Here is a 21,026-nt window from a genome sequence, read left to right on the forward strand (position 1 = left end):
TTTCGTGGCAACATCACGCCCCATAGTCGTGGCCGGCGCCGGCATCGGCGGATTGACTGCGGCGCTGGCGCTGGCCGCCAACGGGTTCCGCGTTATCGTGCTGGAGAAGGCCGAACGGCTTGAGGAAGCCGGAGCTGGCCTGCAGCTGTCTCCGAATGCCAGCCGGGTGCTGATCGATCTCAACCTGATGCCCCGGCTGGCGCCGCGGGCTATCGTGCCCGAATCCGTCGCCATGATGAGCGCCCGCAGCGGCGGCGAGTTGGTGCGGCTGCCGCTCGGCGACGCCGCGACGGCGCGCGCCGGCGCGCCCTATTGGGTGATCCACCGCGCCGACCTGCAGGCGGCGCTGCAGGCCCAGGTCAACGCCACGCCGGCAATCGAGCTGCGGCTCGGCCACTGCTTCGAGGACGCCTCCAGCCATGCCGAGGGGATGTTGGTCGGGCACCGCCGCCACGCCGTGCGCCGTCAGGACTCGGCGCTGGCGCTGATCGGCGCCGACGGGATCTGGTCGAATGTGCGCGGCCAGCTGTTTCCCGCGGCCCAGCCGAGCTTCAGCGGGTTGATCGCCTGGCGCGGCACCATCGACGCCAATCAGATGCCGCGCGGCTTTCCGGCCGGCGGCGTGCAGTTGTGGATGGGATCGAACGCCCATCTGGTGACCTATCCGATCTCGGCGGGGCGGCAGATCAACATTGTGGCGATCGTTCCCGACAGCTGGAACCGGCCGGGCTGGAGCGCCCCCGGCGAGGCGGTGGAGATCCAGAGCCGTTTCCCCGCCACCCGGTGGCCCGCGGCGGCGCGGATGATGGTTGGCGCCGTCGGCAGCTGGCGCCGCTGGGCGCTGTTCGCGATGCCGGATGACGGGGTCTGGAGCCACGGCGCCACCGCTCTGCTCGGCGACGCCGCGCACGGCATGCTGCCATTCGCCGCGCAGGGCGCCGGCATGGCGATCGAGGATGCCGCCGTGCTAGCCAAATGCCTCGCCCAGAGCCATGGCCCATCGGCGGGCGGCGATGCCGTCGCGGCCGCGCTGCAGCGCTACGGCCAATTGCGCAAGGCGCGGGTCGGCCGGGTGCAACGCACCGCGCGGCAGAACGGCCTGATCTATCATCTCGGCGGCCCGGCGGCGCTGGCGCGCGACCTGGTGATGAAGCAACTCGGCGGCGCCCGGCTGCTGGCGCGGCAGGACTGGATCTACGACTGGCGGGTTTAGGCCGCTGACCGGCGCGCGGCGCTCAGCGCCCGGATCGCCGCGCCGTCGCCGGAGAGGCCGGCCCTGGCTGACCGAGTTTGGGTCCGCCCGGTTTTGCCGCGGAAGCGGCCGCCGCGGCGGCATCCGACGCGGCCTGGTCGGCGTCGGTGCATTTGTTGTCGCGCCAGGCCTGTTCGGCGAGCCGGGCCTGGGCGCGAACGTTGATGTAATCGTTGCCATAGGCCACTTCCGCCACCACCGTTCCCCCGGTGCCGGTCTTGGCCTTGTCGATCAGCCCCTTCAAGTCAGCGGTGCGCTGATCCAGCACCTTGCGCGTGGCGGCGAGCCGCTTGCAGTCATACAGATTGAATTGCGCCGGATCGACGAAGGCGGCCGAGGCCGCGCTGTCGCCAATGGCGGCGCAACCGCCGAGCCCCAGCGCAACACCGAGCACGCTGGCCAACAGGACCGCCGTCGCGAGCCGACGCGGCGCGAAAGAACAATGGCGAAGAGAATCGATCATGTCGCTCGCTAGCCGAACGGGGTGAATTGGCGTGAGACCACGCCTGGATGACCGCATTGAGGCCAAAACCGGCCGCAAGACAAGGGGCGGCTGCAATCGACCCGATGGACCGCTCGATTGGCGCCCCGCCGCAGCCATGACCTTCGGGCAATTGCCGCCTTGGCGACACTTCGCCGCCGCCCGCTTGGTGCGGCATCGACGGCGCCCCGTCCTGGTGGCGGCCCCCACGGGCTCGCTCACCGCAAGCACGCCGCGCCCGAGCCCACCGTGGTGTTGTTGATCGCGTCCGAAATCCTCATTACCTTCGCTCGCGTCCAGCCCGACCAGAGACCCGACCACGCAGCCGCCCGTCCGCCGATCCCGCCCGCCTCCGATAGGACCGACGCAATGCACAAGATCCTCGTGGCCTATGATGGCTCCGCCAATGCCAACCGCGCGCTGGACTGGGTCATCGGAATGGCCGGGGACAAGGTTCCGATCGAACTGGCGCTGGTCTACGCCCACCCCGAGCCGGCGCTGTATGGCGAGATCGCCGTCTATGTCTCAAAGGACAAGATGGACGAGCTGCAGCGCAACCACGGCAAGGACATCCTGCAGCCGGCGATCGACAAGCTGAACGCCGCCGGCCTCCCCTTCACCACCGAGGTGCTGACCGGCGACACCGCGCAGCGCATCGTCACGCGCGCCGACGAACTGCACTGCGACTCCATCGTGATGGGCACCCACGGCCGCAGCGCGATCGGCAATCTGGTGCTGGGATCAGTCGCCAACAAGGTGGTGCATCTCAGCAAGCTGCCGGTGACGCTGGTGAAGTAACTGAAACATCCATCGCGGCACCCCCGACACAGGAAGATCCCGGTCTGGACGTTGCAGAGCCGCCACGGAGGTTGGGTAAGCTGCGCTCTCAGATCCGTGGCAAACAATCCCGAATGTGGTATGCTTCAGCCATGCCAAAGCAAGAACGACCAGCCGGGAAGAGTGGCGCCAGAAAAGTCGCCAAGGCTGGCTTTGTGCTTGGCCACGCGCGTTTTAGCAAGATCAGCGCCGTCGAAGGAATCCGGCTTTCGCCCGCGATGAAGGAGCGCGCCGCCGACGCCAAACAGCAAGGCCTATCGGCTGACGAATACCGCCGCACGATCGTGCAGAGCCACCGCAAAGGCTAAGCGGCAATCGCATGTACGATGCGGTTGACGATCCCTACACTTACGAGAATTCAACGGTTGGCTTGACCCTGATGCGATGCTCCAGGCCATGATCGCGAGTTTCAACGGCGACGAAAAGCAACTAACAGCGATCATCAGAGAGCTGGCTGAATGAGTCGGGAGTGGTGCGGACGGCGGGAATCGAACCCGCACGACGTTGCCATCGAGGGATTTTAAGTCCAAATGCGCCTAGCACCTCGGTAAAATGACCGTCGTTTTAAAAGGTACGCGGTTATCCTTTTGCCTAAGCTAGCAGGCTGTCGAAAACGAGAACAATGTTCACGGCCCGATTCCATTTCATTCTCGCCATGATTCCGATGTATTCACGTCGAAATCGACTTTTCAACAGCCTGCTAGTCAAATACCGGACAACTCTCAGGCCAGTCCTTGGTGATAGCTTTGGTCGCAGCCAACTTTGCTCCATCCTTCGGCACGGAAACGCCAAGATCGAGCCAATGAACTACATTATAGTAACGGTGGCCGTCGCTCCCCACATATTCTTTAAGAAGTTGAGCCAGACGCGTCTTTGAGAAAGTGCGCACGGCTTTGAGTGCGCATGCCTTTCGTACACTGTCATCCTCATCAAGAAAGAGTTTTTTGAGTTGAGCGTCGGTGAGATTCCTATAGCTCGACTCTGAGATTTCAATGATCAGGCGTGCCAGCAAGCTCTTGGGCATCTGCTGCTCGAGCAGTTCTGCAAGCCTTTTTTTGCCGATGGCGTACATCGCTTTTGCGGCTGACCGGTATTTTGCGCCATGATCTGCGCCGAGCAGCGAGGTACCAGCCTCGCTCCTCCCGGCAGCAGCAATAATAAGCGGTATATCCTGCCATTCGCCATGTTTTTGCAAATATTCCACATCGTGACGGGAATAATCGACGAAATTGCTTTCAAGCGCGTTGCGGACCAGCTTCAGGTGCTCCGCACCACCTGCTTTGCAGACAATATCAAGGGCCTGCCGCGTGAACCCCTTACGGAGAAAATCTCCGAGCCCCTGGGTATCTTTGACCAGTTGATTGTCCTCTCCATAACGAGAGGCCATTTCAGCAACCGCTTTGGCAAAATCTCGATGGAACTGATCTTCGATTAGACTCGTCAATTGTTGTGGCTGGCGGGCGAACTGCCTCTGCAGCAATGCCAACCGAACATCCCGCTGAAAAACCGACTCGTTTGCCGCAAGAACCCCAAGCTCTGCGTCAGTTTTCGCTGCCAATATGGTCTCTCTGAACTTTGCAAACTGGCGTCCGCCGGATTGCGCGCCGGGACCGCCAAGGATTCCGCTGCCCGTCTGCCTCAAGAGTATCGATTGGGCCTGTTCCTCTGTGAATGTCCTGCCGCTATCTGCCAAAGCTCTCAGAGCGACATACCGGACGTCCTCATCCGTATCGGAAAGAAGTCGTTCGGCATCGCTTACGGTGAGTTTGCCGCGCTTCGCCAGAATCGTCGCGGTAATCCTTCGGACTGACGCGCTGCGGTGGCTAGTCCCTTCAACAAGAATCTCCTCGTCAAAAGCGACATCTTTCTCAAATACGCACGCTAGAAGTTGTCGATCGACGGAATCCGGCTGTAGCTCGTAAAGGGCCCTGATGGCCTGCTCGCGCCCCTGCCGCAGATTGATTCGAAGGATGGCGTCAACGCTTGCGCTGCGCGTCTGATAGTTGGTGCGGTCGAATTCTTCTTTGATGCTAGGAACATCCTCGGGAAGGCCGCAGTCAGCCAGATAGGCTAAAGCGGCGCTCTTTTGCTCGCTCTGCGTATCCTTGTTGAGCCATCTTTGCAAAAAAAACTCGCGCGGCCATTCCTTGGAAATTGGCAGCGGCTCCTCGATCAGTCGCGCGGCCAATAGAGCGTTCGCCTGAATACGATGTCCATCCTTGAAAATAGAAAACAAGCATAACAGGCCTCGCTCGAAGCCATCGACATCCATATACCAGTGCCAGAGAGGAACGTTTTCCGAAGTTAAATTTTCAAGGCCGCTGCGAACAAGCCCGAAATTCTCACGACGGTCGAGGGTCAGCACGGAGCGTTGCGCGAAGAGCAAGTTCGCATCGTGCGCCCCGATAGTCGTATCATCATTTCCCGGTTCCTTGACCGTGGTCGCTACAAGTCGGAGGCGCGCCACCTCGATCGCAGTGTAGTTGTCGGCCGACGATTCTGCGGCAGTCAAAAATGTGCGCAAAAATCGCGCGGTTTCGCCCGCGATGGATGGATCGCGCGCGGGCTGTTCTTCGTCCTGCATCACCTGTTGCGGTTCGGTCGGCGTTGCTTGCGTCTCGTTCGATAGTTTTTGCGATTCGGCATTGCGAAGCTTCTGAACGTAGGAGGTAATGCTGGCACGCACCTTTCCTTCAAACTCGCTGAGGTCTTTGAACGGTACGAAGAGAATTTCCTTCTCCGCAATCACCTTCTCCCGGAATGCGACGACCTTCTTCAGTTCCTCGCCGGGATCACGAAGCAATTCCTTGTCGACCTCCTTGAAAAACAGTGCGAGTTCGGGCCGACCAGCCGAGCGGCGGCTTGTGAGGGAAGTTTCAAATTCTTCTTCGAAGCCAGAGGTAAATGGTCCGGATTTGCTGGGCGGCGTCCCCCAGCGTTTCCAAATCATGCCGATGACGAGTTCACAGCGTTCGAGGTCTTGATTTATGGTCGCCTGCGGGCGACCGTATTGGGAAATGGTGTCTTCCCAGCCGATTAGCTCCACATGGTAGCCTAAAGAATCGGCCCAAAGCTTGTTGAACTCATCGACGACTGCCTTTGCGGCGCGCCGCTCGTCCTGTAGATCACCGGGTGATGCTAAAAAGACTCTTATAATCTTGCGGGTATCAGGCATCCAAGGCCTTTGCAAAGTGATAGTGGTGCGGGCGGCCGGGATCGAACCGGCACAGGCCTTTCGGCCCGAGGGATTTTCTTACCAACCACGGCTTTCGCCGCCTCGCCTCGTGCAAGCGCTGCATGTCGGCGCGTTTGGGGTCTGGACTATACCTTCACCGTAGCGTTCGCGCCTTAGGTGCTGCCCGTCTAGTCTCTACACCTTCCCAAGGCGAATTCATGCCTGGGGCTTGGCTCGGGATTGCCTGTAACCGGTTTCCCCGAATTTGAGCAGTTCTACGCCATGGATTTCCCCATGGGCACTCAAGTCGTTCAAGTCCCTTGCGTCTACCAGTTTCGCCACGCCCGCACTGTGGAGCACCCTAGCAACCGAGAGGTAGTGCGCCAATGGAAACCTTGGCGCCTACTCTTGCCGCCCGCTCCCATCCCCGGCCAGCGGCCGGCAATGCCCGAACCGGCGCCAGGATGCTGCTTTCATAGTCGAGTGTGCCGCGCAAAGCAAAGCGGCCCTGCGCCGGCGCGCTTTGACAAGCGCGCCGGAATTCAGTTCGATGCCAATTATTCGCAGCAACGGCCGGCTGTCCCGGTCGCGCCGCGCCCGCCAGCCGTGATCCCGCAGCCGTCGCTGCCACCGAGAGGCCCCATGCCCAATATCGACCTGATCGACAGCTATGCGGACGAATTGACCGCAATCCGCCGCGACCTGCATGCCCATCCGGAGATCGGCTTCGAGGAGGTGCGCACCTCCGGCATCGTCGCCGACAAGCTGACCGGATGGGGCATCGAGGTGCATCGCGGCCTCGGCGGCACCGGCGTGGTCGGCGTGCTGAAGGGCAAGGGCTCGGGCGGCAAGCGGATCGGCCTGCGCGCCGACATGGACGCGCTGCCGATGGAGGAAAAAACCAATCTGAAATGGCGTTCGACCATTCCGGGCCGGTTTCACGGCTGCGGCCATGATGGCCACACCACGATGCTGCTCGGCACCGCGCGCTATCTCGCCGCCACCCGTGATTTCGACGGCATTGTGCATTTCATCTTCCAGCCGGCCGAGGAAGGCCTCGGCGGCGCCCGCGCCATGATCAAGGACGGCTTGTTCCAGCAATTTCCCTGCGACGAAATTTACGGGTTGCACAACGCGCCCGATCTCAATCATGGCGAGGTCGCGGTCCTGCCCGGACCGGCGATGGCGGCGGCGGATTTCTTCGACATCACCATCACCGGCTATGGCGCCCATGGGGCGATGCCGGAGCGCTCCAAGGATCCGGTGGTGATCGCGATGACGCTGGGCCAGGCAATGCAGAGCATCGTCAGCCGCAATGTCGATCCGCTGCAGGCCGCGGTGCTGTCGATCACCCAGATCCATTCCGGCTCCGCCTATAATGTGATCCCCGGCGAGGCCAAATTGTGCGGCACGGTTCGCTGCTTCGATGAAAAGATCCGGATGCAGATCCGCGAGCGGATGCACAAGCTCGCCGCCGGCATCGCGCTGGCCTTCGACGTCGAGATCAAGGTCGAGATCCGCGACGGCTTCAGCGTGCTGATCAACGAGCAGGCGCAGAGCGACGTCGTCGCCGAAGTGGCCAAGACCGTGGTCGGCGCCGACAACGTCATCACCCGGACCCAGCCCAAAATGGGCTCCGAGGATTTCGCCGACATGCTGCTCGCGGTGCCCGGCGCCTATTTCTGGCTCGGCCATGACGGCTCGGTGCCGGTGCACAATCCGGGCTATGTGCTCGACGACAAGATGCTGCCGATCGGCGCCTCGATGTTCGCCCGCATCATCGAAACCCGGCTGCCGATCGGTGCCCGGATCTGACGGCGACCTGCGGCCTCATTGCCGCGACGCCACCCGGTTCTTGATCGTGAACCGCGATGTCGTACAACAACCACCGGCGTCATTCCGGGGCGCGCCCAGCGCCAGCTGGGCGCGAACCCGGAATCTCGCGGTCTGACCGCAGCGCGCGAGTCCGGGGGCGCTTGGCCTGCGGACGCGCGCCCCCGGACTGACGAACTTCAACGACAACAAACAACAAACAAGAAACCCAGGAAGGAAATATCGATGGCGTATGAGACGATCAAATACGAGGTCGCCGAGCAGATTCTCACCATCACGCTGAACCGGCCCGACAAGCTCAACGCCTTCAACGCCACCATGCAGAGCGAGCTGATCGACGCCTTCGACAAGGCCGACGCCGACGACGACGTCCGCGCCATCATCGTCACCGGCGCGGGCCGCGGCTTCTGCGCCGGCGCCGATCTGTCGTCGGGCGCCGACACCTTCGATCGCGACGCCCGGCGCGGTCCGGTCAAGCGCCTCGACAATGGCGAGGTCGATTACAGCGACCCGATGGTGCGCGACGGCGGCGGCCAGGTGACGCTGCGGATCTTCAAATGCCTCAAGCCGGTGATCGCCGCAGTCAACGGCGCGGCGGTCGGCATCGGCGTCACCATGCAGCTGGCGATGGATATCCGCATCGCCTCGGCGGACGCCCGCTTCGGCTTCGTGTTCTCGCAGCGCGGCATCGTGCCGGAAGCCGCCTCGAGCTGGTTTCTGCCGCGCATCGTCGGGATCTCGCAGGCGCTGGAATGGTGCTATACCGGCAAGGTGTTTCCGGCGCAGGAGGCGCTGGCCGGCCGGCTGGTCAGCCGCGTGGTGCCGGCCGACGAATTGCTGCCGACCGCCCGCGCGCTGGCCAAAAGCTTCGTCGACAAGACCGCGCCGGTGTCGATCGCGCTGATCCGGCAGATGATGTGGCGGATGCTGGGCGCCGACGATCCGATGGAAGCCCACAAGGTCGACAGCCGCGGCATCTACGCCCGCGGCCGTTCCGATGACGTCAAGGAAGGCGTGGTGTCGTTCCTGGAAAAGCGCCCGGCGGAGTTCAAGAACAAGGTCTCGGCCGACATGCCGAACTACTTCCCGTGGTGGGACGAGCGCGATTATCAGTGAGGCGAACAGCTGGGATTTTCACATTCGCTTCCTCGCCCGTGCCCCGGATGCGACGCAGCGCGCCGCACTTGCGGCGTGGTGCGGCGCTGAGCCCGGGCCCCGCTTGACGGCGCCGAACAAAATAGCGGGGTCCCGGTCTGCGGCTCAGCGTTTCACGCTGCACCGCGCCCGGGACACGGACAACAACCAACACGACCCATTCCGATCGCCCGTGCCCCGGATGCGACGCAGCGCGCCGCACTTACGGCGTGGTGCGGCGCTGAGCCGGGGCCCCGCTTGACGGCGCCGGACAAACATAGCGGGGTCCCGGTTCTGCGGCGCAGCGTTGCACGCTGCACTGCGCCCGGGACACGGACACTACCAACAAGCAATACGGCGTCCTTTTGCTCTTGATCGTCAATTCGATCGCCCGTTCCCCGGATGCGGCGCAGTACGCCGCGCTTGCGGCGTGGTGCGGCGCTGAGCCGGGGCCCCGCTTGACGGCACCGGACAAACATAGCGGGGTCCCGGTTCTGCGGAGCAGCGTTTCACGCTGCACCGCGCCCGGGACACGGACAGCAGGATTTAGTCAGTCGCACCCAGCCACGTGAGCGCGCCCCGGCCCGCGGTCGCGCCGGTGGCGAAGGCGCCTTGCAGCAGATAGCCGCCGGTCGGGGCTTCCCAGTCCAGCATCTCGCCGGCGGCGAACACGCCGGGCAAGCGCCGGATCATGAATGACGCGTCGAGTTCATCGAAGGCGATGCCGCCGGCAGTCGAGATCGCGCGGGCGATCGGCGCGACGCCGTTCAACGGCACCGGCACCGCATTGATCAGCGCGGCGAGTTTTTGCGGCGACAGCGCCGACAAGGCCACGCCTTTGGCCAGCGTCGCCTCGTGCAACAGGCCGATGCCAAGCGGCGTCAGATGCGCGGCCTTGCGCAGGACGCTCGCCAGCGATTGCTTGCCCCGCGGCGCCGACAGTCTGGCGGCGAGATCGGCCTCCGCCAGATCGGGCCGCAGCGCGATCCGCAGCACCGCTCGGCCGCCGGCGCGAATCGCCTCCCTCAGCGGCGCCGACAGCGCATAGACCGCGCCGCCCTCGATCCCCGCGCTGGTGATCATCGCCTCGCCGCGCACATGATGGCCGCCGAACGACAGCGCGACGTTCTTCAACGGCTGGCCTTCGAAGCGGGCGCGAAACACCGCCGACCACGCCACCGTGAACCCGCAATTGGCGGGCCGCAGCGGCGCAATCGCGACGCCCTTCCCGCTCAAGATTTCGACCCAGCCGCCATCGGAGCCAAGCTGCGGCCAGCTGGCGCCGCCCAGCGCCAGCACGACGGCGCGCGCCGCGACGCGGTGCGGCCCGTCGGGGGCGTCGAATGTCAGCTGACCATCCTCGTCCCAGCCGCTCCAGCGATGCCGCAGCACCAGCCGCACGCCTTGCTGATCGAGCCGGCGCAGCCACGCGCGCAGCAAGGGCGAGGCCTTCATCGCCTGCGGAAACACCCGCCCGCTGGAGCCGACAAAGGTCGGCTGCCCCAGCGCCTCGCTCCACGCCCGCAGCGCGTCCGGCGTCAGCGCCGCGATCGCCGGCGCCAGAAGCGGCTGCGCCGCGCCGTAACGCGCCAGAAACGCCGGCAGCGCCTCGCTATGGGTGAGATTGAGCCCGCCGCGCCCGGCCAGCAGCAATTTGCGGCCGGCCGAGCGCATGCCGTCGAACACGGTGACCCGCGCGCCGCCCCGCGCCAGCGTCTCGGCCGCCATCAGCCCGGCCGGGCCGGCGCCGATCACAGCCACGTCGATGGTTTGAATGTCTGCCACGGCGCAACGCTATGCACGCTCAGTGGCGGCTTGTAAAATCGCAGCGCGCGCTCACGCCAATACCCGAGATCCTCATGGCGAGGAGCGCGCCGTTGCGCGCGTCTCGAACCATGAGGTTTGTCGCCCATCCTTCGAGACGCCCGGCTGCGCCGGGCTCCTCAAAGCCTGACCGAAAACGAAACCAATAAACCAACCTCGATTTCGTCATTGCGAGCCGAGGACGGCGCATAGCGCCGTCCGACAGCGAAGCAATCCAGGGGCGCCAAGCACAGACTGGATTGCTTCGTCGCTGCGCTCCTCGCAATGACGAGCTCGAAGGCTTGATTCCATTGATCCCTCTTACAGTCAGACTCTCAGGATGAGGCAGCCGTGCGCGTCAAGGCCGCGCTGATGTTACAGCTTCACCCCGGCCCGTGCGGCGGCTTGCGCCACGTATTTCTGGGTCTGCTGGAACGCGCCTTCCAGCGCCTGCGCCTTGCCCATGTCGTCGATCGCGGCGAAATGCGCGGCGATGGCGTCGGGGGTCCAGTCGGCTTCGGCGAGGTTGATGCCGTCGCTCTCCAGCACCTTGACCACCGCGAAGGAGCCGGCGCCGGCGCCCATGATGGTGCGGGTCGGTGCGTCGGCGCCGAGCAGATACAGCACCGCCGGCGTGATCGATTCCGGCTTGAGCAATTCCAGCGCCTGCGGCGGCAGCAATTCCTCGGTCATCCGCGTCGCCGCGGTCGGCGAGATGGCGTTGACGCGGATGTCGTTCTTGCGGCCCTCGATCGCCAGCACGTTCATCAGCCCGATGATGCCCATTTTGGCCGCGCCGTAATTGGCCTGGCCGAAATTGCCGAACAGGCCCGACGACGACGTCGTCACCACGATGCGGCCGAAATTGCGCTCGCGCATGCCGTCCCACACCGCCTTGCAGCAATAGAACGTGCCCTTGAGATGCACGTCGATCACCTTGTCGAAATCGGCGAGCTCCATCTTGGCGAAGGATTTGTCGCGCAGGATGCCGGCATTGGCGACCATCAGGTCGACGCTGCCCCACTCCTTGGTGGCCTTGGCGACCATCGCGGTGACCTGCTCGAAATTAGAGACGTCGGCGCCGTCGGCCATCGCGGTGCCGCCGGCCGCGCGAATTTCCTCGACCACGGTCTCGGCCGCGGTGAGCGAGCCGCCGCTGCCGTCGCGGGCGCCGCCGAAATCATTGACCACGACCTTGGCGCCGCGCGCCGCCAGCCCCAGCGCATGCGCGCGACCCAATCCGTTACCCGCGCCGGTGACGATGGCGACGCGTCCGTCAAACTTGATAGTCATGAATGTCGTTCCTGAAGGTTACGCGAAATAGATCAGGCCGAGCCAGTCGGCGACCAGCGCCGGCTTCGACTCGCCTTCGATCTCGACGCTGACGCTGGTGCGCGACAGCAGCTCGCCAGGCTTGCGCATCGTCGCTTCGGTGAGGGTGAAGCGACCGCGAATCCGCGCGCCGGCCTTGACCGGGGAGATGAAGCGCAATTTGTCGAAGCCGTAATTGACGCCCATGGTGGCGCCGCTGAGCTTCGGCATCGCCTCGTAGGAAAACACGGAGAGCAGCGACACCGTGAGAAAGCCGTGCGCCACGGTTGAGCCGAACGGCGTTTCAGCCTTGGCGCGCGCCGGGTCGATATGGATGAATTGCCGATCCTCGGTTGCTTCGGCGAATTCGTCGATCCGCTTCTGATCCACCAGATGCCATTCCGAGACGCCGACCTCGCTGCCGACCATCTTGATATATGCGTCGCGTTCCACCATTGAGTTCATGCAGTCCTCTTCTTGCTTTTCTTGTGCGGCGCACATTCCACATCGCGCGGTCCTTCGCCAAGCGAAAATTTCGGTTGCAATCGCCGCTCAACGCGTCATCAGCACCACCCGGCCGATGGCGCGGCGGTCGATCAGCAGCCGCATCGCGTCGGCCCATTGCGCCAGCGGCACCCGGTGCGAGATATTGGGACGCAGCTTGCCCTGCTCGGCGAGATCGAGCAGCGCCGCGATCCGCCTGACCCCGAGCGCCGGATTTTTGCGCACCGCCTCGCCGGCGCGCACGCCGAGCACGCTGGCGCCCTTCATCAGCACCAGATTGGTCCGCGCCATGCCGATGCCGCCGGTGAAGCCGACCACCAGCAGCCGCGCGCCCCAATTGATACAGCGCAGGCTCTGCTCGAAGATCTCGCCGCCGACCGGATCGAACACCACATCGGCGCCGCGGCCATCGGTGATCCGCTTGACCGCGTCGCGAAACGGCTCGGTGCCATAGAGCACGCCGTGATCCGCGCCCTTGGCGCGCGCCACCGCCAGCTTCTCTTCGCTGGACGCCACGGCAATCACCATGGCGCCGAGATGCTTGCCGAGCTCGACCGCGGCGAGGCCAACGCCGCCGCCGGCGCCATGCACCAGCAGCACCTCGCCGGGCTGCAGCTGCCCGCGCTCGACCAGCCCATGCCAGGCGGTGCCGTGGCCGGCCAGATAGGTCGCGGCTTCCGCATAGTCGAACGCACGCGGCATCGGCGTGAGCTGGGTCGCCGCCACCACCACCTCGTCGGCATAGCCGCCGAAGCGCAATTTGGCGATCACCCGGTCGCCCAGCGCGACGCCCTCGACGCCCTCGGCGATTTCGATCACGTCGCCGGCGGCCTCGACGCCGGGAATGAATGGCAGCTCCGGCTTGAGCTGATATTCGCCGGCGCACATCAGAATATCGGGAAAATTGATCCCGGCGGCATGCACCGCGACGCGAACTTCGCCGGCTGCCAACGGCCTGCGTTCGAAGCTTTCAAGCCGCAACGTCTCGGGTGGCCCGAGTTCGCGGCAAACCACGGCGGTCGGCATCAGGCCGCACTCGCCCGGCGACGCACCAACGCCTCGCGGATGAGCGGGAGGCGATCATTGCCGAAATACATATCGGTCTTGTCGACAAAGATCGTCGGCGAGCCGAAGCCGCCGCGGGCCATCACCTCGTCGGTATTGACCTTGAGCTGGTCCTTGACCGCCTGATCAGCGATCCCGGCGAAGAACGCCGCCGGATCGACGCCGACCTTGGCGCAGATCTCGCTCAGCACCTCGTCCTTGGAAATGTCCTTGTCGTCGCCCCAATAGGCCTCGAACACCGCGGTGGCGAACGGCACCATGTTGTCGCCCAGGAAAATGCAGCCGCGCATCGCCCTGACGCTATTCACCGGGAACACCGACGGCGGCATCTTGATCGCCAGCCCCGCCGAGCGCGCCCAATCGGCGAGATCCTTCTTGGCATAGCGCGCCTTCAGCGGCACGGGCGCCTCGCGCTGGGCATAGACGCTGGGATTGACGCTGTTGAAAATCCCCCCGACCAGAACCGGCCGCCACGAAATCTCCTCGGCAAATTCCTTGGCCAGCGGCTGGATGTTGTGGAAGGCGAGGTAAGTCCAGGGACTGGAGCAGTCGAAGAAGAATTCGATCATCGGGGTTTCCTCGGTTGTTGTTGGGCGGGTTGTTATTTCGACGGCGTTGTTATCATTGCTGGTATTGTTGTCGTTGCAGGCAGCGGCTGCATTTTTCCGCCGTCATCACCCGCGAAAGCGGGTGACCCAGCATTCCAGAGCATCAGCGTTCCACCGCAAGCGCTCTGCAATACTGGGTCGCCCGGTCAAGCCGGGCGATGACGATCTTTGTTGGAGCGCCTCGCCTCATGCCGCCGCTCTTCATCGCCCCCCTCACTGCTGCGCCTGCACATGCGCGGGCGCATCGACGCCGAACATGATCTTGCGGGCCTGCTCGTCCATCGGCTGCTTGTCCTGCTTGCCAACCGCGAGCCCGGCCTGCAATTGCGGCCGCGCGCGCAGCGTTGCGTACCAGCGTTTCAGATTGGGATAATCATCGAGCGAAAGCCCCTGCGCCTTGTGGGTCATGATCCAGGGGAAACACGCCATGTCGGCGATCGAATATTCGCCCGCGATATAGTCGCGCTCGGCGAGCTGAGCGTCGACTACGCTATAGAGCCGCCTGGCCTCGCGGCCGTAACGCTCGATCGCGTAAGGGATCTTTTCCGGCGCATAGAGCAGGAAATGGCCGTGCTGGCCGAGCATCGGGCCGAGGCCGCCCATCTGCCACATCAGCCATTGCATCACCTCGAAGCGCGGCCGGGGCGCGGCCGGCAGGAAGCGGCCGGATTTTTCCGCCAGATAGATCAGGATCGCGCCGCTTTCGAACAGGCTGACGGGCGCGCCGCCATCGGCCGGGGCGTGGTCGACGATCGCCGGCATCCGGCCGTTCGGGCTCAGTTTCAGGAATTCCGGTTTGAGCTGGTCGCCGCGGCCAAGCTGCATCGGATGCAGCGTGTAGGGCAGAGCGCATTCCTCCAGCATGATCGAGATCTTCCAGCCGTTCGGCGTCGGCGCATAATAGAGATCGATCATGGGGGCTCCGTTGGCGAGGCTCGTTTTGCCCGATCCTAGCCCGGCAAGCGATCCAACGCCAATCCCATCACTGCGCCCATGTAAACCGCGCCCATGTACGCCGCGCCGCGAACATGGCAGACAGGGCCAAATTCCACCGGAGAGAACGCCATGCTGTTTCCCACCACGATCGCCGGTTCCCTGCCGAAGCCCGAATGGCTGGCCGAGCCGAACAAGCTCTGGGCGCCGTGGAAATCCGCCGGCGACGAATTGTTGCGCGCCAAGCGCGACGCCACGCTGCTGGCGATCAAGGTCCAGGAAGACGCCGGCATCGACATCGTCACCGAGGGCGAGATGGCCCGGCAGCATTTCGTCCACGGCTTTCTGGAGAATATCGAGGGCATTGATTTCGCCCATAAGGTCGAGATGGGAATCCGCAATGATCGCTACAAGGCGATGGTGCCGCAGGTGGTGGCGCCGTTGCGGCTGAAGGGCCGGGTCCACGCCTTCGAGGCGCTGGCCGCCCGCGCCCATACCAAGCGCCAGCTGAAATTCACCCTGCCCGGCCCGATGACCATCATCGATACCATCGCCGACAGCCATTATGGCGACCGGGTCAAGATGGCCTTCGCCTTCGCCGAATTGCTCAATGAGGAAGCCCGCGCGCTGCAGGCCGACGGCGTCGACATGATCCAGTTCGATGAGCCGGCCTTCAACGTCTATATGGACGAGGCCGCCGATTGGGGCGTGCAGGCGCTGCAGCGCGCCGCGCAGGGCCTGACCTGCGCCACCGCCGTGCACATCTGCTACGGCTACGGCATCAAGGCCAACACCGACTGGAAGGACACGCTGGGCAGCGAGTGGCGGCAATACGAGCAGATCTTCCCGGCGATCGACGCCTCGCCGATCCAGCAGGTCGCGATCGAATGCCGCAACTCGAAAGTGCCGCTGGAATTGCTCGGCCTGCTGCAGAACAAGATCGTGCAGGCCGGCGTGATCGACGTCGCCTCCGACACCGTCGAAACCGCCGAGGATGTTGTCGCCACCATCGAGGCGGTGATGCAGTTCGTGCCGAAGTCCAACATCATAGCCACCACCAATTGCGGCATGGCGCCGATGCATCGCGACATCGCCGAAGCCAAGCTGATGGCGCTCGGCGCGGGTGCGGCGCTGGCGCGGCAGAAGTTCGGCTAGGCATCGCGGCGCGTCGGGGGCGCAAGCGAACGCACAACCACAGCTATCAAGAATAGCAGCTATCAAGGATGTCATTCCGGGGCGCTAGGCCGCAGGCCGAGCGAACCCGGAATCCTGCCCCACGATGAAACGTTGCCAATCTGAGCGAGATTCCGGGTTCGCTCGCAGCTGACGCTGCGCGCGCCCCGGAATGACGTCGTCTTGTCTTCAGTGCTTGTCTTCAGCGCTGCAAGAACGCCCGGCGCTGACTAACCGGCCGTTGCACGCGCGCTCGGATGCAGCACCGGAGCATAGCCTGCGCCAAGCGCGCGCAACGTCGAGGGCGGCGTCAGGAGCAGGGCGTCGCGTGGCGCGTCGGTTTCGTGGTAGCCGTCGAACGACCAGCGCCACGCCCTCCCCTGCACGATGAGATAGCTGTTCGTTTGAATGCGACTTGCTTCTGCGCCATCAGTGTCCGGCGCCTTCGCCTGCACCATCGCGCCATCCGGCAAATCACCGATCGCACAGGGTAGCAGATGCAAGCGCTTGGTTCGGCCGTCGAGCCGCTCGCGATGCAGCACGGCGTCGATCGCCTTGGCGCTCACTTGCGCGCCATTGCCGCGCGCCCAGGCGGCGCGGAACGCCTCGGCGTCGGCGCGGCGGCAGTAGAAGCAGGGCCGGTGCCCGGCCGCCAAGGCGGTGGCCTCATCGAGGAAGAACAATTCGGTCCAGCTGCGCGTGCCCATCACATCGCGGCGGCGGCCGCGGAATTCGCAGACGCAGACGATCCAGGCCGGGTTAGTCCAGCGCCGGCGCAGCAGCGTTTTCGTCGCCGGATCATGGATGATGCCGCGATTGCCGGTGAACAACCCGCGCTGCGGCACCGCCACGATCTCGCCCGATGGCGTGACGCGGTTCTGCAGGGGATCGCGCATTGCAATGCAATGTAGCATATAAAAGAACACACGCTCAAAGCGTACACGGATATTGGAAATGATAATAGTTATTATAATTGCGAAGATTGCAGCTTATACATTCGTCTTGAACGTCGTGTTGCGCCAGACTTACAATTTCGTTTTTCTTCTATGGAAGAAGCCGGTCGTCTGGGCTGGAGTTGTCGCGAGTCTTTCGATCGCAAACATGTTAATTGCTTACGGATTATCTTGGAATCCGGGCATCGTATCCTCCGCTGTCATCTTCGTCCTTATACTCAATTGGCCGCCGACAATTCCGAAAGGGGTATCGAAGGCCGATGCCAAAAATCTTGTTAATCAAATCTACGAAGAACTGGGTATCAAGAAAGGCCGTGCAAAATATCGATTTGGGTTATTGTTATTCATGCTGTTTTCTCTCGTTAGCTACGCTTTCCTATTTGGGGAGTTTTGCACTATCGACGGAAAATGTACCCCTCTATTGCAAAGCGCAGACTAAATACAAATTTAAGCCGCGCCATCGCGGATCGGCGGCTGGAATGACAGCGCGGTGTCCCAGGGGAAGAAGATCCAGGTGTCCTGCGAGACCTCGGTGATGAAGGTGTCGACCAGAGGCCTTCCCTTCGGCTTGGCGTAGACGGTGGCGAAATGGGCGTCGGGCAGCATGTCGCGCACCAGCCGCGCGGTGGCGCCGGTGTCGACCAGGTCGTCGACGATCAGCAGCCCCTTGCCGGTGCCGCCGCCGAGCGCCGCGGTCGCTTCGGACACGCCCTTGAGCACCTGCAATTCGCCCTGCTTGTCGTGGTCATAGCTGGCGACGCAGACCGTATCGATCACCCGCAGGCCGAGTTCGCGCGCCACGATCGCCGCCGGCACCAGGCCGCCGCGGGTGATGGCGATCACCGCGTGAAACGGGCCGACGTCGTTCAGCCGCCAGGTCAAGGCCCGGCAGTCGCGGTGAAACTGGTCCCACGACACCGGGAACGGCCGGCCCGCCCGTTGCTTCGGGCTTGGTTCCGAATCCGTCATGCACTCTCCTAAATTCTGCGAATCACCGCGGTCGCCGTGGCGGTCGCCACGAGCCGGTCGTTCTGCATCAATTCGCCGCTGAGCTGGCAAACTTCCTTGCCCCGCAATACCACGCGGCCGATGCCTTTCAACGATCCGACTTTCGCCGGCCGGTGAAATTGCACATTGAGACTGACCGTGGGGGCGAATTCGTCGGGCTCGAGCGTCGCCACCAGCGCCGGGCCCATAGTGTCGTCCAGCATCGCGGCGAGAAACCCGCCCTGGACATGGCCGGCGAGATTGAGAAACGCCGAGATGGCCTCGAATTTGACCTCGATGCCGCCGCGCTCGCTGTCGATCCGCAGGAATTCGATGCCCAGCGTCTTGGCGCATGGCGGCGGCGGCAGGCGGCCGTCGGCGATCTTCCAGAACACAGAATCCTTGCTCATCCTGTCCGTCCCCCGGAGCCTGGCGTTCTATCGCGGGATGCTGAGCCCCTCCAGCATCGCTTTGACCGCGCTCATGGCTTCCCGCAGCTTGACCGGATCGCGCGAGCGCACCACCAGATTGGTGTTCGGCTTTCGGTTGTCGTCGAGGAACGGATAGCTGCCGATCATGGCGTCCGGATGGGCCTTGGCGATCTCGCGCAGCGGCCCGCCGATGTCGCCCTCGCGGCTATTGGCCAGGACGGTCTCCGACAGCATCCGCACCCCGGATTTCAGCTTCGGCGCGATGATATCCATCATCGCCTGCATGATCGAAGGCACCCCAGCCATCACGATGACATTGCCGATCTTGAAGCCGGGCGCCAGGATGGTGGCGCTCTGGATCAGTTCGGCGCCGTCCGGAATCCGCGCCATCCGCAGCCGCGCCTCGTTAAGTTCGGCCTCGGAAAACCGTTCGCGGAACCGGGCCACCACTTCGGGATGCAGGTCGATGCCGACCCCGAATGCCTTGGCCACGGCGTCGGCGGTGATGTCGTCATGGGTCGGGCCGATCCCGCCGGTGGTGAAGACATAGGTGTAGCGGTGCCGCAGCGTGTTCAGCGCCTCGACAATGGCGGGTTCGTCGTCGGCAACGATCCGGACCTCGCAGACGTCGATGCCGAGATTGGTCAGGTATTCGGCGATGAAGCCGATATTGATGTCCTTGGTCCGTCCGGACAGGATCTCATCGCCAATCACCACAATACCCGCCGTAACAATGTCGCTCATGGCCGTCCCTTGTCCTTGTTCGATCTCGCTTAACACGCGAATATCACGGAATGCCCTGCATTTGTGAGGCTTGCCACTGAAATAAGCAGGCGATCGCCCGTTTTTCGGGCAACTGCAGCAAGCGCGTTAGTCAAAAGTCTTCGGCCATTGCATATCGCGGTGGCGTGGGCCTTGCTACCATCCTATTCCGTGCTGCACTCTATTGCAGGACCACTTGGAAGCAGTCAGGTTAAATGGCAGTCGCGTTCGACGAAATGAATGGCCCCGATGGCGAGTTTCGCTCCGCCTATCAGGAATTGTCCCGCTGGCTGGCCGATACGCCGCCTGACGCTTTGGAACATCGGCGCCACGAGGCGGAATTGCTGTTCCGCCGCATCGGCATCACCTTCGCGGTCTATGGCGACGCCGAGGCCCAGGAGCGGCTGATCCCCTTCGACGTGATCCCGCGAATCATCTCCGGCAAGGAATGGACCTTGCTGGAATCCGGGCTGAAGCAGCGCACCCGCGCCATCAACATGTTCCTGCGCGACATCTATCATGGCCGCGACATCCTGCGCGCCAAGCTGATTCCCGACGATCTGATCTTCCAGAACCCGGTGTTCCGGCCGGAAATGAACGGCCAGGACGTGCCGCACGACGTCTATGTCCATATCGCCGGCATCGACGTGGTCCGGGTCGACGCCGAGAATTTCTACGTGCTGGAGGACAATGCCAGAACCCCGTCAGGGGTGTCCTATATGCTGGAAAACCGCGAAATCATGATGCGGCTGTTTCCGGACCTGTTCTCGCGGCACCGCGTCGCGCCGGTGGAGCGCTATCCGGACGAATTGCTCACCACGCTGCGCTCGGTGGCGCCGGTGCATGCGTCGTCCGAACCCACCGCGGCGCTGATGACCCCCGGGATCTACAACTCGGCCTATTACGAGCACTCGTTCCTGGCCGACAAGCTCGGCGTCGAGCTGGTCGAGGGCCGCGACCTCATCGTCAAGAACGACGAGGTGTTCATGCGCACCACCGAGGGGCTGAAGCGGGTCGATGTGATCTACCGCCGGGTCGACGACGACTTCCTCGATCCCTTGACCTTCCGCCCGGATTCGGCGCTCGGCGTGCCGGGCCTGATGTCGGCCTATATGGCCGGCAATGTGACCCTGGCCAACGCGGTCGGCACCGGCATCGCCGACGACAAGGCGGTCTACAGCTACATGCCGGAGATCGTGAAATTCTATCTCGGCGAAGAGCCGATCCTGAAGAATGTGCAGACTTGGCGCTGCCGCGAGCCGACTGATCTGGCTTACGTGCTCGATCATCTCGGCGAGCTGGTGGTCAAGGAAGTCCACGGCTCGGGCGGCTATGGCATGCTGATCGGCCCGGCCGCCACCAAGGCCACCATCGAGGCGTTCCGCGACAAGCTCAAGCGCGAACCGGAAGGCTTCATCGCCCAGCCGACGCTGGCGCTGTCCACCTGCCCGACCTGCACTGCCTCCGGCCTCGCCCCGCGCCATGTCGATCTGCGCCCCTTCGTGCTGACCGGCAGCAAGCACGTCACCGTCGTCCCCGGCGGCCTGACCCGCGTGGCGCTGCAGGAAGGCTCGCTGGTGGTCAATTCGAGCCAGGGCGGCGGCACCAAGGACACGTGGATTTTGGATGAGTAAGTTCGCGGCGATGACTCGGATGCGCGGCACCCACTGCCGGCTCCCCTCCCCTTTGCGGGGAGGGGTCGGGGGTGGGGGTCGACATCCGATGCATTGCTTGTTGCCACCCCCCACCCCAACCCTCCCCCGCAAGGGGGGAGGGAGAAAAAG

At 63.8% G+C, this 21,026-nt stretch carries 19 protein-coding genes; 7 read left to right on the forward strand and 12 right to left on the reverse strand.

All coding sequences use genetic code 11. The annotated features are described in order from the left end of the window. Window positions 1-4: 4 nt before the first annotated feature. Window positions 5-1,213, forward strand: a complete 1,209-nt coding sequence (locus tag RBJ75_RS09030) for an FAD-dependent monooxygenase (protein WP_044408065.1) — start codon at window positions 5-7, stop codon at window positions 1,211-1,213. 22 nt (window positions 1,214-1,235) lie between these two features. On the opposite strand, the gene RBJ75_RS09035 is transcribed toward RBJ75_RS09030, so the two are convergent. Continuing rightward, window positions 1,236-1,715 carry a hypothetical protein gene (locus tag RBJ75_RS09035; protein ID WP_052628860.1) on the reverse strand — a complete coding sequence of 160 codons (480 nt, stop codon included), beginning with the start codon at window positions 1,713-1,715 and terminating at the stop codon, window positions 1,236-1,238. Between the two features lie 387 nt (window positions 1,716-2,102). Between RBJ75_RS09035 and RBJ75_RS09040 the strand changes: the two genes are divergently transcribed. Continuing rightward, on the forward strand, window positions 2,103-2,531 hold the full coding sequence (locus RBJ75_RS09040; protein ID WP_044408067.1) for a universal stress protein: 429 nt from the start codon (window positions 2,103-2,105) through the stop codon (window positions 2,529-2,531). A 113-nt stretch (window positions 2,532-2,644) separates the two neighbouring features. After that, window positions 2,645-2,878 carry a hypothetical protein gene (locus RBJ75_RS09045; RefSeq protein WP_234707347.1) on the forward strand — a complete coding sequence of 78 codons (234 nt, stop codon included), beginning with the start codon at window positions 2,645-2,647 and terminating at the stop codon, window positions 2,876-2,878. A gap of 392 nt (window positions 2,879-3,270) precedes the next feature. Here the strand turns inward: RBJ75_RS09045 and RBJ75_RS09050 are convergent, their stop codons facing one another. Further along, the gene (locus RBJ75_RS09050) at window positions 3,271-5,745 is read right to left on the reverse strand and encodes a DUF4062 domain-containing protein (protein ID WP_044408070.1); all 2,475 of its coding nucleotides are present in this window, start codon (window positions 5,743-5,745) and stop codon (window positions 3,271-3,273) included. 642 nt (window positions 5,746-6,387) lie between these two features. Here RBJ75_RS09050 and RBJ75_RS09055 point away from each other — a divergent pair. Both RBJ75_RS09055 and RBJ75_RS09060 read left to right on the forward strand, forming a co-directional pair. After that, complete coding sequence (locus RBJ75_RS09055; RefSeq protein WP_044408087.1) at window positions 6,388-7,560, forward strand: M20 aminoacylase family protein; 1,173 nt, start codon at window positions 6,388-6,390, stop codon at window positions 7,558-7,560. Between the two features lie 243 nt (window positions 7,561-7,803). Continuing rightward, on the forward strand, window positions 7,804-8,694 hold the full coding sequence (locus tag RBJ75_RS09060; RefSeq protein WP_044408073.1) for a crotonase/enoyl-CoA hydratase family protein: 891 nt from the start codon (window positions 7,804-7,806) through the stop codon (window positions 8,692-8,694). Window positions 8,695-9,258: 564 nt separating this feature from the next. On the opposite strand, the gene RBJ75_RS09065 is transcribed toward RBJ75_RS09060, so the two are convergent. The 6 genes from RBJ75_RS09065 to RBJ75_RS09090 form a co-directional block, all read right to left on the reverse strand. Beyond that, window positions 9,259-10,440, reverse strand: coding sequence for a TIGR03862 family flavoprotein (locus tag RBJ75_RS09065; RefSeq protein ID WP_044408088.1), 1,182 nt, complete (start codon window positions 10,438-10,440; stop codon window positions 9,259-9,261). Window positions 10,441-10,890: 450 nt separating this feature from the next. Further along, a complete protein-coding gene (locus tag RBJ75_RS09070) occupies window positions 10,891-11,808 on the reverse strand; it encodes an SDR family NAD(P)-dependent oxidoreductase (protein ID WP_044418795.1) in 918 nt (305 codons plus the stop codon). A gap of 18 nt (window positions 11,809-11,826) precedes the next feature. After that, window positions 11,827-12,291 carry a MaoC family dehydratase gene (locus RBJ75_RS09075; protein WP_044418797.1) on the reverse strand — a complete coding sequence of 155 codons (465 nt, stop codon included), beginning with the start codon at window positions 12,289-12,291 and terminating at the stop codon, window positions 11,827-11,829. An 87-nt stretch (window positions 12,292-12,378) separates the two neighbouring features. Then, window positions 12,379-13,356 carry an NADPH:quinone oxidoreductase family protein gene (locus tag RBJ75_RS09080; RefSeq protein ID WP_044418799.1) on the reverse strand — a complete coding sequence of 326 codons (978 nt, stop codon included), beginning with the start codon at window positions 13,354-13,356 and terminating at the stop codon, window positions 12,379-12,381. Further along, window positions 13,356-13,964: a 2-hydroxychromene-2-carboxylate isomerase gene (locus RBJ75_RS09085; RefSeq protein WP_044418801.1), complete on the reverse strand. Its 609-nt coding sequence runs from the start codon at window positions 13,962-13,964 to the stop codon at window positions 13,356-13,358. Before RBJ75_RS09085 ends, RBJ75_RS09080 begins: the two co-directional genes overlap by 1 nt. A 252-nt stretch (window positions 13,965-14,216) precedes the next feature. Beyond that, window positions 14,217-14,918 (reverse strand): glutathione binding-like protein, encoded by a 702-nt coding sequence (locus RBJ75_RS09090; protein WP_044418803.1) that lies wholly within the window; start codon window positions 14,916-14,918, stop codon window positions 14,217-14,219. Window positions 14,919-15,068: 150 nt separating this feature from the next. Between RBJ75_RS09090 and RBJ75_RS09095 the strand changes: the two genes are divergently transcribed. Beyond that, window positions 15,069-16,091, forward strand: coding sequence for a methionine synthase (locus RBJ75_RS09095; protein ID WP_044418805.1), 1,023 nt, complete (start codon window positions 15,069-15,071; stop codon window positions 16,089-16,091). A 248-nt stretch (window positions 16,092-16,339) separates the two neighbouring features. Here the strand turns inward: RBJ75_RS09095 and RBJ75_RS09100 are convergent, their stop codons facing one another. From RBJ75_RS09100 to RBJ75_RS09115, 4 genes are all read right to left on the reverse strand, one after another. After that, entirely contained in the window at window positions 16,340-17,005 is a 666-nt protein-coding gene (locus RBJ75_RS09100) for a hypothetical protein (protein WP_044408650.1), read from the reverse strand. A 504-nt stretch (window positions 17,006-17,509) separates the two neighbouring features. Beyond that, window positions 17,510-18,031: a xanthine phosphoribosyltransferase gene (gpt, locus tag RBJ75_RS09105; RefSeq protein ID WP_044408644.1), complete on the reverse strand. Its 522-nt coding sequence runs from the start codon at window positions 18,029-18,031 to the stop codon at window positions 17,510-17,512. 8 nt (window positions 18,032-18,039) lie between these two features. Beyond that, window positions 18,040-18,459, reverse strand: coding sequence for a PaaI family thioesterase (locus tag RBJ75_RS09110; protein WP_044408641.1), 420 nt, complete (start codon window positions 18,457-18,459; stop codon window positions 18,040-18,042). A gap of 27 nt (window positions 18,460-18,486) precedes the next feature. Then, window positions 18,487-19,224: a competence/damage-inducible protein A gene (locus tag RBJ75_RS09115; RefSeq protein ID WP_044408638.1), complete on the reverse strand. Its 738-nt coding sequence runs from the start codon at window positions 19,222-19,224 to the stop codon at window positions 18,487-18,489. A gap of 233 nt (window positions 19,225-19,457) precedes the next feature. Between RBJ75_RS09115 and RBJ75_RS09120 the strand changes: the two genes are divergently transcribed. Continuing rightward, window positions 19,458-20,876, forward strand: coding sequence for a circularly permuted type 2 ATP-grasp protein (locus RBJ75_RS09120; protein ID WP_044408635.1), 1,419 nt, complete (start codon window positions 19,458-19,460; stop codon window positions 20,874-20,876). Window positions 20,877-21,026 lie beyond the last annotated feature (150 nt).

The sequence above is a fragment of the Rhodopseudomonas sp. BAL398 genome (assembly GCF_033001325.1).
Lineage (GTDB): Bacteria > Pseudomonadota > Alphaproteobacteria > Rhizobiales > Xanthobacteraceae > JARJEH01.

What these genes read in the sequence shown, in the direction of transcription:
- RBJ75_RS09055 (WP_044408087.1), top strand. Translation starts at nt 6,388, where the DNA reads ATGCCCAATATCGACCTGATCGACAGCTATGCGGACGAATTGACCGCA.
- RBJ75_RS09085 (WP_044418801.1), bottom strand. Translation starts at nt 13,964, where the DNA reads ATGATCGAATTCTTCTTCGACTGCTCCAGTCCCTGGACTTACCTCGCC.
- RBJ75_RS09095 (WP_044418805.1), top strand. Translation starts at nt 15,069, where the DNA reads ATGCTGTTTCCCACCACGATCGCCGGTTCCCTGCCGAAGCCCGAATGG.
- RBJ75_RS09075 (WP_044418797.1), bottom strand. Translation starts at nt 12,291, where the DNA reads ATGAACTCAATGGTGGAACGCGACGCATATATCAAGATGGTCGGCAGC.
- RBJ75_RS09035 (WP_052628860.1), bottom strand. Translation starts at nt 1,715, where the DNA reads ATGATCGATTCTCTTCGCCATTGTTCTTTCGCGCCGCGTCGGCTCGCG.
- RBJ75_RS09115 (WP_044408638.1), bottom strand. Translation starts at nt 19,224, where the DNA reads ATGAGCGACATTGTTACGGCGGGTATTGTGGTGATTGGCGATGAGATC.
- RBJ75_RS09065 (WP_044408088.1), bottom strand. Translation starts at nt 10,440, where the DNA reads ATGGCGGCCGAGACGCTGGCGCGGGGCGGCGCGCGGGTCACCGTGTTC.
- RBJ75_RS09120 (WP_044408635.1), top strand. Translation starts at nt 19,458, where the DNA reads ATGGCAGTCGCGTTCGACGAAATGAATGGCCCCGATGGCGAGTTTCGC.
- RBJ75_RS09100 (WP_044408650.1), bottom strand. Translation starts at nt 17,005, where the DNA reads ATGCGCGATCCCCTGCAGAACCGCGTCACGCCATCGGGCGAGATCGTG.
- RBJ75_RS09110 (WP_044408641.1), bottom strand. Translation starts at nt 18,459, where the DNA reads ATGAGCAAGGATTCTGTGTTCTGGAAGATCGCCGACGGCCGCCTGCCG.
- RBJ75_RS09050 (WP_044408070.1), bottom strand. Translation starts at nt 5,745, where the DNA reads ATGCCTGATACCCGCAAGATTATAAGAGTCTTTTTAGCATCACCCGGT.
- RBJ75_RS09070 (WP_044418795.1), bottom strand. Translation starts at nt 11,808, where the DNA reads ATGACTATCAAGTTTGACGGACGCGTCGCCATCGTCACCGGCGCGGGT.
- RBJ75_RS09045 (WP_234707347.1), top strand. Translation starts at nt 2,645, where the DNA reads ATGTGGTATGCTTCAGCCATGCCAAAGCAAGAACGACCAGCCGGGAAG.
- RBJ75_RS09040 (WP_044408067.1), top strand. Translation starts at nt 2,103, where the DNA reads ATGCACAAGATCCTCGTGGCCTATGATGGCTCCGCCAATGCCAACCGC.
- RBJ75_RS09090 (WP_044418803.1), bottom strand. Translation starts at nt 14,918, where the DNA reads ATGATCGATCTCTATTATGCGCCGACGCCGAACGGCTGGAAGATCTCG.
- RBJ75_RS09060 (WP_044408073.1), top strand. Translation starts at nt 7,804, where the DNA reads ATGGCGTATGAGACGATCAAATACGAGGTCGCCGAGCAGATTCTCACC.
- gpt (WP_044408644.1), bottom strand. Translation starts at nt 18,031, where the DNA reads ATGACGGATTCGGAACCAAGCCCGAAGCAACGGGCGGGCCGGCCGTTC.
- RBJ75_RS09080 (WP_044418799.1), bottom strand. Translation starts at nt 13,356, where the DNA reads ATGCCGACCGCCGTGGTTTGCCGCGAACTCGGGCCACCCGAGACGTTG.